The sequence below is a fragment of the Pseudonocardia sp. D17 genome (assembly GCF_036984265.1).
Classification (GTDB): Bacteria; Actinomycetota; Actinomycetes; order Mycobacteriales; family Pseudonocardiaceae; genus Pseudonocardia; species Pseudonocardia benzenivorans.
The window spans coordinates 76902-88103 of the sequence record NZ_BPRG01000033.1 but is presented as its reverse complement, the minus strand read 5'-3'; the positions used below and the strand labels follow the sequence as shown (position 1 = coordinate 88103).

At 72.6% G+C, this 11202-nt stretch carries 11 protein-coding genes; 6 read left to right on the top strand and 5 right to left on the bottom strand.

Features of this window, described 5'->3' with window-relative positions; translation table 11 throughout:
• Window positions 1-2: 2 nt before the first annotated feature.
• The 4 genes from PSD17_RS04945 to PSD17_RS04930 form a co-directional block, all read right to left on the bottom strand.
• A complete protein-coding gene (locus PSD17_RS04945; RefSeq protein ID WP_013678443.1) occupies window positions 3-854 on the bottom strand; it encodes an FAD binding domain-containing protein in 852 nt (283 codons plus the stop codon).
• Window positions 855-961: 107 nt separating this feature from the next.
• Entirely contained in the window at window positions 962-2527 is a 1566-nt protein-coding gene (locus PSD17_RS04940) for a hydantoinase/oxoprolinase N-terminal domain-containing protein (RefSeq protein ID WP_103381177.1), read from the bottom strand.
• Window positions 2520-3608: a DUF917 domain-containing protein gene (locus tag PSD17_RS04935; RefSeq protein ID WP_013678441.1), complete on the bottom strand. Its 1089-nt coding sequence runs from the start codon at window positions 3606-3608 to the stop codon at window positions 2520-2522. The genes PSD17_RS04940 and PSD17_RS04935 overlap by 8 nt, the downstream gene beginning before the upstream one ends.
• A complete protein-coding gene (locus tag PSD17_RS04930; protein WP_013678440.1) occupies window positions 3605-4597 on the bottom strand; it encodes an LLM class flavin-dependent oxidoreductase in 993 nt (330 codons plus the stop codon). Before PSD17_RS04930 ends, PSD17_RS04935 begins: the two co-directional genes overlap by 4 nt.
• A 152-nt stretch (window positions 4598-4749) precedes the next feature.
• Between PSD17_RS04930 and PSD17_RS04925 the strand changes: the two genes are divergently transcribed.
• Window positions 4750-6312: a PucR family transcriptional regulator gene (locus PSD17_RS04925; protein ID WP_143770703.1), complete on the top strand. Its 1563-nt coding sequence runs from the start codon at window positions 4750-4752 to the stop codon at window positions 6310-6312.
• 54 nt (window positions 6313-6366) lie between these two features.
• Here the strand turns inward: PSD17_RS04925 and PSD17_RS04920 are convergent, their stop codons facing one another.
• Window positions 6367-6567, bottom strand: coding sequence for an alpha/beta fold hydrolase (locus tag PSD17_RS04920; protein WP_339121820.1), 201 nt, complete (start codon window positions 6565-6567; stop codon window positions 6367-6369).
• A gap of 778 nt (window positions 6568-7345) precedes the next feature.
• Between PSD17_RS04920 and PSD17_RS04915 the strand changes: the two genes are divergently transcribed.
• The 5 genes from PSD17_RS04915 to PSD17_RS04895 all read left to right on the top strand — a co-directional run bounded on the left by PSD17_RS04915 (window position 7346) and on the right by PSD17_RS04895 (window position 11197).
• Window positions 7346-8047, top strand: a complete 702-nt coding sequence (locus PSD17_RS04915) for an alpha/beta fold hydrolase (protein WP_013678428.1) — start codon at window positions 7346-7348, stop codon at window positions 8045-8047.
• A gap of 217 nt (window positions 8048-8264) precedes the next feature.
• The gene (locus PSD17_RS04910; protein ID WP_234028080.1) at window positions 8265-8993 is read left to right on the top strand and encodes a TetR/AcrR family transcriptional regulator; all 729 of its coding nucleotides are present in this window, start codon (window positions 8265-8267) and stop codon (window positions 8991-8993) included.
• Between the two features lie 94 nt (window positions 8994-9087).
• Window positions 9088-9684 carry a VOC family protein gene (locus PSD17_RS04905; RefSeq protein ID WP_041762998.1) on the top strand — a complete coding sequence of 199 codons (597 nt, stop codon included), beginning with the start codon at window positions 9088-9090 and terminating at the stop codon, window positions 9682-9684.
• Window positions 9681-9938: a hypothetical protein gene (locus PSD17_RS04900; protein WP_013678425.1), complete on the top strand. Its 258-nt coding sequence runs from the start codon at window positions 9681-9683 to the stop codon at window positions 9936-9938. Before PSD17_RS04905 ends, PSD17_RS04900 begins: the two co-directional genes overlap by 4 nt.
• Window positions 9935-11197, top strand: coding sequence for an alpha/beta hydrolase (locus PSD17_RS04895; protein WP_103381172.1), 1263 nt, complete (start codon window positions 9935-9937; stop codon window positions 11195-11197). Before PSD17_RS04900 ends, PSD17_RS04895 begins: the two co-directional genes overlap by 4 nt.
• The last annotated feature ends 5 nt before the right edge of the window (window positions 11198-11202 follow it).

Sequence of the window (11202 nt, the reverse complement as noted above, 5' to 3'; positions counted from 1 at the left end):
GCTCATCCCTCCGCTCGCTGTGCGCAGACCCGGACGGCCCTACCGAGCAGCCCGGGGATCACGCGGCGCCGGTAGTCCGCGGTTCCGCGCACGTCGTCGATCGGGTCGACGTCCTGCAGCAGTGCCTTCGCGGCCGCGTGGACCGACTCCGCGTCCCCGGTGCCCCCGACGAGGGCCGTCTCGGCGCCGACCGAGCGCAGCGGGCGTGGTCCCACCGATGCGACGGCGATCCGGGCGTCGGTGACGACGCCGGTGCCGTCGAACGTCAGCCGTGCCGCGAGCCCGACGATCGCCACCTCCATCGCGCTGCGCCTGCCGACCTTGAGATAGACGTCCCCGGTGCGCGGTGCGGGCCGGCCCAGGGTGATCGTGGTGAGCAGCTCGTCGGGCGCCCGCGTGGTGACCCGCCTGCCGACGACGAACTCGGCCAGCGGGACGGTCCGGCTCCCCCGCACGCTGCGCAGCGTCACCTCGGCGTCGTGCACGAGCAGCGCGGGCAACGTGTCCGCGGCGGGCGAGGCGTTGCAGACGTTGCCGCCGATCGTGCCGACGACCTGGGTCTGCAGGCCGCCGACGGTGGCGGCCGACTCCGCGACCGCGGCGTAGCCGGGTCCGAGCCGGCCGACGGCCAGGTCTCGGTGGGTCACCAGCGCGCCGAGCCGGGTGCTGCCGTCGGTCTCGACAGCCCGCAGCTCGCCGAGCCGCTCGACGTGCAGCAGGTGCTCCGGTGCGATCTCCCGGCGGGCGAGCTGGATCATCACGTCGGTGCCACCCGCGAGGACCCGGCACCGCTCGCCGCGCCGCGACAACTCGTCGAGGGCCTCGTCGACCGAGTCCGCTGTACTCAGTTCCATGACACCTCCTTTCCGACGGTCGTGTCGGCCGAAGTTGGGAACGGTCAGCCGATGGGCTGTGTGCCGGCTGCACGAGGTCGTCGTCCTACCTGTGCGGCCGGCACAGGTCAATGTGTCTTCAACGGCCCGGCGGCCTTCACCCGGACCCTGGCGACCGGATCGGTGAGATAGGCCAACGGAACCTCCTCGATCTCGACCACCTCGACGTGCCCTGGATCGGCGCCCGCGCGGATCGCCTCGTCCCTGGCCAACCGGACGGCCTCGGCGATGGCCTCGTCGCGGCCGTCCTTGCCATAGGCGAAGACGCGGTCGAGCTCACCGGACACCGACGCGATCGCCGCACCGATCGCGTTGGCGACGTCGTAGTTCTCCGGCCGTTCGACGCCGGCCACCCCGGCCAGCGAGTCGGGGATGAGCCCGCTGCCCCCGCCCACGGCGATCAGCGGCAGCTCACGGCCGGACGTCTTCACCCGGTCCACGCCCTCCTCGATCCGGGCGTCGGACGCGGCGACGGCCCGGCGCAGCAGCCGCTCGTGCGCGGCGGTGCGGGAGGGGTCGCCGATGCCGTGGGCCCGGCCGGCGGCGACGATCGCGTCGGTCAACGTGGGCACCGTCCCGCCGAAGACCAGCGCCTCGGAGGTGAGGCGGTACCCGACGCTGCCCGGCCCGAGCTGCACGTCGTCGCCGGCCGGGCCGACGATCGTGCCGCCGCCGATGGCCAGCGAGACCAGGTCGGGCATCCGGAAGTTCGTCCGCACCCCGCCGATCTCGACCGCGGTGGACGACTCCCTCGGGAAGCCGGCGGTGAGGATGCCGATGTCGGTCGACGTGCCGCCCACGTCCACGACCAGCGCGTCGGTCGCCCCGGTCAGGTAGCTGGCCCCGCGCATGCTGTTGGTGGGACCGCTGCCGATGGTGAGGATCGGGTAGCGGCGCACGTAGTCCAGGCTCATCAGGGTGCCGTCGTTCTGCGCGATGTAGGCCTCGGCCGAGATCCCGTTGACGGTCATCGCGTCGCCCAGCCCGGCGGTCACCCTGGCCGCCACCGCGACCAGCGCGGCGTTGAGCACGCACGCGTTCTCCCGCTCCAGCAGCCCCAGCGAGCCGATCTCGTGGCTGAGCGAGACCGGGACGTCGCCGAGCACCTCCCGGACCAGCTCCTCGACCCGGTACTCCTGGTCGGACAGCACGGGCGAGAAGACCCCGGAGATCGCCACCCCCTCGGCCTGCTCGGCCACCTCGTCGAGGAAGCGGCGCACCGCGTCCTCGTCGAGCGGGACGATCGGCTCCCCGGTCATCTCGACCCCGCCGTCGACGATCGTCGCGCCGCAGGAGACCGCCGCGCGCAGATCGGCCGGCCACGCCGCCAGCGGCGGGACCGAGTGCGTCGCAGGGCCACCGAGGCGGATCGCGGCGACCCTGTTGAGGTTGCGGCGCTCCAGGATCGCGTTGGTGGCGTGGGTCGTGCCCAGCATCACGTGACTGATGCCTGCGGCGGCGCCGTCGAGCTGGGCGAGCACCAGGCGCAGCGCCGAGAGGATGCCCGTCGTGACGTCGGACGTGGTGGGGTGCTTGACCTTCGCCAGTAGCTTGGCCTGGTCGTCGACGATCACGGCGTCGGTGTTGGTGCCGCCGACGTCGATGCCGACGCGCAGCCGGCCGCGCTCAGCCATGGCGAACCCCCACCGCGACGTAGTCGAAGTCGTAGCCGAAGGCCCGCGGACCCACCGCCGAGAGTCCCTCGGGGCTCGTCCACACCTCGGGCGAGGGGAACGCGACGATCTCGATCCGCTGCCCGTAGCGGATGCCCTCGGTGACGATCCCATGGCCGGTGTGGAGGTCGAGCAGCGTGATGATGTCCGGGACCGTCGCGAGCGGCTCCCCGTCTTCGAGCACGACGAGGTTCTCGTTCTGGAACTCCAGCCGGAAGAGCCGACCCTTGTCCGCGGCGAGGCCCTCGACCAGCGCGGAGCCGCGGACGAAACCGCCGCTGGTGCGCCGCTCGATGTCGACGACCTTGCCCTGACCGAGCCGGGTCAGCGGCGCGACCTGCCCGATCGCGGAGAGCGGGTCCTCGCCCCCGCGCCGGATCGCCTCGCCCATCCGGATGGCCCGCGTCACCGTGCCGGTGATGGCAGGCCGGCGCGCGGCCCCGGCCGTCATCGGGTAGAGGCCGCCGCAGGCGGACCCACCGAGCGTGGCCACGCAGTTGCGGACGAGCCGTTCGAGCCAGATGTTGTCGCGGGTGTTGAACACGATGGTCTGCAGCCGCTCGTCGGTGATCACCGCCGGCGAGCCGGACATCCCGTACAGGTGCGGGGTGAGCATCTGCAGCTCGGGAAAGGCGCGGCCCATGAAGTCCGCGTCGAGCAGCGGCAGGCCGGCGTAGGCGGCCCACGCCACCGGCAGTACGCCGTTGATCCCGCCCATCTCGAACGGCATCACCGCGGCGACGTGCCGGCCGAAACGGCCCTCGTAGGCCTCGCGGATGACCCGCCCCTCCGCTCCGTTCGGAATCTTCTCCACCATCACCGTCGGGGCCCCGATCATCCCGCACGGCATGATCAGGTCGTCGTCGTCGAGCGCCTCCAGCGGCAGTACCTCGACGGGTCCGAGCCGGTGGATCGCCTCCATCGCCATGAGCTCGCCGATGCGCGGGTCCCCGCCGCCGCCCCCGGCGAAGACGGTGCAGCCCAGGGAGAGTGCCGGCAGGTTGTCCAGGTCGATCTGCATGCCCACCTCGACCGCCGTCACCGGCTCAACCGCGGCAGCACCTCGGCGGCGATCAGCTCGAGCTGGGACCCGACGGTGTCGGCAGGCTGTGGCGAGAGGACGACACTGTCGGCGCCCGCGGCCCAGTACTGCTCGATCCGCTTGGCCACCTCGTCAGGGGTGCCGCAGATCGCCAGTCGGTCGACCCACTCGTCCGGCATGCCGTCGACGAGCGCGGCGAAGCCGCCGGCGGCCAGCTCGGCGACGGTGTCGTTGATGCCGATCGCGCCGGTCAGCGGGGTCGGGCCGATCGCGTCCAGGTAGAACGCCAGCGACTCGCGCACGGCTCGGCGGGCCCGGTCGCGGTCCTCGTCCACCGCGGTGAGCACGTAGGTCGGGACGCTGAACGTGCCCGACCGGCCTGCCGCGGCCATCCCGCGCTGCCCGAGGTCGCGCGCCCACGTGACGTACTCGGTCGGCGCGAGTACCGACAGCACGTTGCCGTCGGCGATCCGGCCGGCCAGCTCGCAGCCCTTGGCCCCGATCACTCCCAGGTACAGCGGCACCTCGCCACCCGGCGGGTGGAACAGGGCCACGTCGCGGAAGGTGAAGTACTCGCCCTCGGTCGTGAACGGCTCCGAGCTGGTCAGCAACGTCCGGATACCGGTGACGGCCTCGGTCAGCGCGCGCATCGGTGACTTCGGGGTCAGACCCATCTGCGCCACCCAGGCCGGGACGCCGTGCCCGATCCCCGGCAACAGCCGACCCGGGAAGGAACGCTCCAGCGACGCGATCTCCATCGCCGTCGCGGCCGGGTGCCGGGCGACGCAGGAGATCACCCCGAGCCCGACCCGGATCCGACCGGTGGCGGCGAGCGCCTGGGCAGCGGCGTTGAAACCGCCGTAGAAGAAGTAGTCCTCGGCCAGCCACACCTCGTCGAAACCGAGGTCCTCGCACCGAGCGGACATCTGACCGATGCGCTCCGGCGCGGTGGTGCTGAGCAGGAGGATGCCGAGACGCGATGCTGCCACCGAGTGTCCTTTCCACGTCCGGTCCGTTTCGCGTGATCTGCGACGACGTTAGTGGTGTGGACCACCCGCGGCCATGGCGCCGTGCACAAGCTCGGAGCCTTGATTGTTCCGGCTGCACAATGGTGAACTACCGGATGCAGGGAGCCCGATGGGTGCGCCTGACCGTGTCGGACGTGCTGGCCGAGCTGGAGCGGCGCGAGCCTGCGCTCGTGGACGTGCTGGCGGGTACCACCGACCGTGACGTCCGGGCTGTGTGGCTGGCCGAGGACCTGCACGACATCGGCGAGAGCCCGCCGCAGGCGCTGGTCGTGCTCAGCCGGGCGGCGTCGCGTGACGCGCAGGGCTACAAGCTCGACGTCGCGCTGCGCCGGCTGGGCGCCGACGTCGCGGGCCTGGTCCTGCAGTCCGACGCGCCGCGGCCCTCGCTCAGCGCGGTCGCGTTGGCCCGCCGCGAGGAGCTGTCGCTGATCCGTCTCACCAGACCGGCCGACGTCACCCGGCTGCTGACGACCGTCGTCCGGATGCTCGACGCGCAGTTGCCGACGCTGCTGGATCGAGCCATGGGCGTGTGCGCCGAGGTCGCCGCGCTGGAGTCCGAGCAGCTCACCGACGCCGCGCTGCTGCGGCGCAGCGGCGCCGCCCGGACGTTCGGCCTGCAACTGGTGGCCAGGGACCCGCGGCTGACCGGGATCCCCGCCGTGCTGACCGACCCGGAAGGCCCCTGGCTGCAGCGCGAGCCGACGACCGCCGCCGAGGACGCGCTCGCGCAACTGGCGATGTGGCGGATCGCCGCGGCGATGACGCGGCGCTCGATCGAGACCGAACGCGCGCACGAGCTGTCCCTCATGTCCGCGGGCGAGCTGCTCAACCAGTTGCTCGACGCCACCACCGAGGAGGGCGGACCGCTGATCCGCCGCGCCGCCGACGTCGGCGTCCGGGTCGAGGCATGGCACCAGATCGTGCAGCTGGAGTTCGCGAACCTGCCGGCGCTCGCGCAGGACGACCCCGTCGCCGGCTACCACCACACGCAGACCCTCGGCCGGGTCGCGGTGCAGACGGCGGCCCACCACGAGGGGCGGTGGACGATGGCGCCCCGCGCGGGTGGCGTGCTGCTGCTGCGCAGCAGCAGCCGTCCCGACGGGCCGGCCGAGCTGCGCAGGCTGCGGACCGCGGCGCAGACCGTGATCGACGCGATGGTCGCGTCGCTGCCCGGCCTCGAGGTGCTCTGCGGGATCGGCGGGTCCCACGAGGGCCTGCAGGGGATGCGCGCCTCCCGGGCCGAGGCGGACTCCGCCCTGCAGAGCGCCCGGCTGCGCGGCGCGCTGAACGAGCCGGTGCTGTTCGATGCGCCGGGGCTGAGCAGGCTGCTCGTCGAGTGGTACTCGTCCAGCTCCGTCCGGCACAGCATCGACGACCTGATGGCCCCGCTGGCCGGACTGGGCAAGGCCAAGCAGAAGGAGTACGCCACGACGCTGCGGGTCTACCTGGAGAACAACCGATCGGTCAGCCGCACCTCCGAGCAGCTCTACCTGCACCGCAACACGGTGGCGTACCGGATCCGGCGGGTGCTCGACGTGCTCGGCGTCGACCTCGACGACCCGAGCCAGTTCCTCGCGCTCTACCTGGCCTGCTACGCCTCGACGATGCAGTACGGATCCGGAGGCCCCCTGCGCGCCGCGGACCGCCGGCCGCGCAGCGCCGGCCCCACGACCTGAGCGGCCTACCAGCGGCGACACCGGATCGCGCGCGAACGACGCCCTTGTGCGGACCTACCCCAGGACAGCGCCGCTCGGGTGGGTCGGGAGCGTGGCGAGGAAGGCCTCGATCGCGTCCCGGTAGGGCTCCGGGTGCTCGTAGGCACCGAGGTGCCATCCGCCCGCGACGGTGACCGTCGTCGTGTCCCGGCCGGTGCGGGCGAGCGTCTCCGCCGCGTCGGGGGGCAGGCTGATGTCGGCGTCCCCGGTGAACACCAGGACGGGCAGGTCGAGGGCTGCCAGGCCGGCGGCGACGTCGAGCCGGGAGATCGCGTCCCAGCATCCCGCGAAGGACCCCGGGTCCCGGGCCCGGCGGCCGCTCGTCCGGCGCTGCCCGCGGGGTCGGTCACGTCAACCACCCCTCGGGGGTGATGAGTCGCGGAGACCCGTTGCCTAGCGTCGCCCGCTGGTCGGCCCGTCGGTCGGCCGCGGCCGGGTGCCACGAACGTCCGACGGGAGGAACGCTCGTGAAGATCGTCGTGATCGGCGGGACGGGGACCACCTGTGGGAGCGGATGACGATCCTCCGGGCCGGTGGTCCATCCGGGGCGACCCGGCCCGGCTGGAAGAAGCGGCCGCAGCGCTGCGTGGCTCCGCAGCCGAGTGGATCTTCGGGGCGCAGTTCCCCGGTGAGTACGTGATGTCAGGAATCGCCCGGCTCCTCGACGGCCTCGCCGGACAGATGCGCGAGAACCCGGAGGCGCTCGGTCCCGGAGTGGTGTCAGCGGCCACGGACCTGTCGGGCCATGTACTGCGGTACCTGCCCGAACTCGTGGACCGACCCGGCCGGACGTCGAACCGGGATGACCGATCCGGGTGACATCGACGAGCAACGCCGATACGGGGCCCGGGTGAGTTCCCGGACCCCGCGGGGTCGGCGTGGAACCTCCGCGACCTGCGGAACCCCGGCCGTGTGTGACGACGCCCGGTCTGCCCTGCGGCGTCCGCGACCGCGCGCCGTGACTGTTCGACACCGCCATCCGGAAGGGAACGCCATGAGTCGCCGAGTCAACATCGTCCTGGTCCACGGCGCGTGGGCCGACGGCTCCAGCTGGAGCGCGGTCATCGAGCGCCTGCAGGCCGACGGTTTCACCGTCACCGCGCCCCAGTTCCCGGAGTCGTCGTTGGCGGCCGACGTCGCCCGGCTCCGCCAGGTCCTGGCCCGTCAGGACGGTCCCACGATCGTCGCGGGCCACTCCTACGGCGGCCAGATCATCACCGCGCTGGGCACGGATGCGCCGAACGTCGTCGGCCTCGTCTACGTCGCCGCCTTCGGCCTCGACGAGGGTGAGTCGATCGGTCAACTGTTGGCGCAGGCTCCCCCGGGCCCCGCGCTGGCGCACCTGGACGTCGACGAGCAGGGCTTCGCCTGGCTGCCCGAGGAGGACTTCGTCAACCATTTCGCGGCCGACGTCGACCCGGTCAAGGCGCGGGTCATGCACGCGGTGCAGCAGCCGCTGGCGTGGTCCGCGGTCGAGGAGGTGATGGGGGTACCGGCGTGGCGGTCGCACCCGTCCTGGTTCCTGGTCGCCCACGGCGACCAGGCGATCCCGCCGGAGGCCCAGCGTCAGTTCGCCGCCCGCATGAACGCCACGACAGTCGAGGTCGCGACGAACCACGTGGCGATGGTCTCCCACCCCGACGACGTGCTGCAGCTCATCTCGACCGCCTCCAGGGCGGTCGAGCCCGTGGGATGAGGCGCACGACGACGTTCCCGGTCACCGTGTGGTGCCCGACGGATCCGGACAGCCACTCACGGGCCGGCTTGCGCGATCCTCGGTCCATTCGGGGCGAGACGGCCTGACCTGCCCACCGGGCCGACCGGGTCGGGTCGTCACCCCTCGGCCCGGCGGCGGCCGGGTCGACGTGGAGGAGCCGCCGGTCTCCGGAGTGGACGGCGTCTACGGTGGCCGGGTGACGGAGGACGTCGAGCGGGGTGGCAACGGCCGGGGTCCCCGGAAGCAGGCGCCGCGGCGCAAGCTCATGATGAGCGAGATCCTCGAGCAGGCGATGCAGCTCTTCGCCGAGCGCGGCTACGAGGGCACGACGCTGCAGGACGTCGCGGACGCGGTGGGTCTGAGCAGGCCGAACCTCTACAACTACGTGCGCAGCAAGGAGGAGCTGCTCGTCGCGATGGTCGAGGCGACGAGCCAGGAGGCCGCCCTCACCCTCCGCGCGGTGCGGGAGCGGGTGGACCTGGAACCCGCCGAGAAGCTGCGCACGCTCGTCCACACGCTCGTCATGCAGCGAGCGGAGCAGCCGGCGCAGTTCCGGACGCTCGACCGAAGCGAGCAGTCGTTGCCCGCCGAGATCGCCGAGCGGCACCTCGACTCGCGCCGGGCTGTGCTGCGCGAGGTCACGGCGGTGCTGGACGAGGGCGTCACGGCGGGGGTGTTCCGGCCGCTCGACAGCCGGATCACGGCGTTGTCGATCATCGGCATGTGCAACTGGGTGGCCTGGTGGTTCCACCCGGCCCCCGCACATCCCGCCGAGCCGGTGGCCGAGCAGATCGCGGCCAACGCCCTCGCCATGGTCGCGCAGGTCGACGAGCGACGCCCCACCGCGCCCACGCCGCTCGGCGCGGTCGCCCTGCTGCAGCAGGACCTCGACTACCTGGCCCGGCTCCTTCGCGAGGAGAGCTGATCGATACTGGCTCGTCAGTTTCTTGACGTGTCTGACACCCTCGTCCTACGCTCGTGCCCGCATCGTTCGACGCGGGAGGAGCAATCCGGTGTCCATCTCGGAACAGGCGCACGTGGTCCGCGGGGTCGACCACGCCGCGTTCCCCACCTTCGACCCGCGCGCCACGATCACCTTCTACCGGGACGTGCTGGGGTTCCCCGTCGTGCACGCGACCTGCGCGCTGGGGTGGGGCCCGGGCGACCACCCGGACTTCATCCACTTCTTCTTCGACATCGGCAACGGTGACCGGCTCGCGTTCTTCTACTACTTCGGCGTCGCGCCCTACCGGGACGCGGCGATCCCGGAGCTGATCCACCGCGCCCGGCACCTGGCGATCCACGTGGACTCCGAGGAGCACCTGCTGGAGTACCGGCGCCGGCTCGACGCGAGCGACTGGCCGTGCGAGCTGCAGGTCCGGCACGAGACGGTCGAGTCGATCTACGTGACCGACCCCAACGGCTACCTCATGGAGATCACCCGCCCGTTGCGGGCGATCACGATCGAGGACGACATCGACGCCGACGTCAGCGTGGACGCCCTCATGGACGTGGCGGGCGAGGACGAGCCGACGCTGGAGAAGTTCTTCGCGCGCAAGGCGACGCTGATCGCCGAGCGCTACATGGGCGAGGCCGAGCAGGTGACGTTCGCATGACGGTCCTCTACGTGCTCGACGTCGCGGACTTCCGGCCGCTGGCCGAGGTCGCGAGCAAGGAACCGGACACGACCGTCCACCGCCGCGGGCCGTACCTCGAGGTCGAGGCGGCCGGGGGGATCCGGATCGAACGCGGTGCGACCGGGTGTCGGAACGCGGTCTGGTACAGCTCTGTCGCCGCCGTCGCGGGTGGTCGCGTGGCGCGGTGGGACAAGGTCGAGCTCGTCGTCGAACCGATCGACGAGGCGCCGTGAGCCCGATCGCCGTCGACCGTCTCGGCGCCGGGCGCGATGTCGACACCGCGCCGCCGCCGCCCGGCGTCACGATCTCCGTCCATCGGCTCACCACCGCGGACGGCGCCACGGTCGAGGGGGTCCTGCACGCGCTCGCCGGCGCCACGACGGTCGTCACCGTCATGCACCCGCGGCAGTCGCTGACCCACCATCCGATGGTCCCGCTGTTCCTGCGGGCGGGCGTGTCGGTCTGGACCCAAGGCACCCGATCGCCGAACAACGACATCGCGCTGGTGCACGAGCAGGCCCTGCTCGACGCCGCCGCCGGCCACGCGCGGCTGCGCGACCTCGGCTTCACCTCGGTGCTCGTGTTCGGGCACTCGGGCGGCGGCCCGCTCGCCGCCTTCTACATCGAGCAGGCCGCGCTGGAGCCCGAACGGCGCATCGACGTCACGCCCGCCGGCCGGCCGGTCCCGCTACCGGGCACACGGATGCCCGTGCCGGACGGCGCGATCTTCCTCGCTCCCCACCCCGGGCAGGGCCAGGTGCTGCGCCACTGCATCGACCCGTCCGTCGTCGACGAGGCGGACCCGATGTCGGTGGATCCCGCGCTCGACATGTACTCCGCCCGCAACGGGTTCGCGCCGCCCCCGGAACCGAGCCGCTACCCGGCGGACTTCGTCGCCACGTACCGCGCCGCGCAGGCCGAGCGGATCGCCCGGATCGACGCGCGGGCCGTCGCCGCGGCGGAGGAGGCGACGCAGGCGCGGGCCCGGCACAGCCGCAGCCGCGACCCGGAGGATCGGCGGGCGGCGCTGGCCCCGCGGATCATCACCACCTACCGGACCGACGCCGATCCCGCCTACGTGGACCCGACGATCGACCCCAACGACCGGCACTACGGATCGCTGTTCGGGCGCCGGCCGGACCTGATCAACTACGGGCTCGTCGGGTTCGGCAGGATCACCACCCCCGACTCCTGGCTCTCGACGTGGTCGGCGAACCACACCCGCGCGGACTTCGTGCGCTGCGCCCCGGGTGTGACCGTGCCGACGCTGTACGTCGAGTTCAGCGGCGACCAGGCGGCCCGACCGGCCGCCGGCGCCCGGATGGTCGCCGCCCTCGGCGCCGCCGACCTCACCCACCACGTCGTACGCGGACAGCACTTCGGCCAGCCCGTGGCCGACGGCGAGCCGACCGGTTACGCCGCCGCCGCCGTGCACGTCGACCACTGGCTCGCGGAGCGCTTCGGCACCGCACCACCACACGGAACGAGGTGACCCAC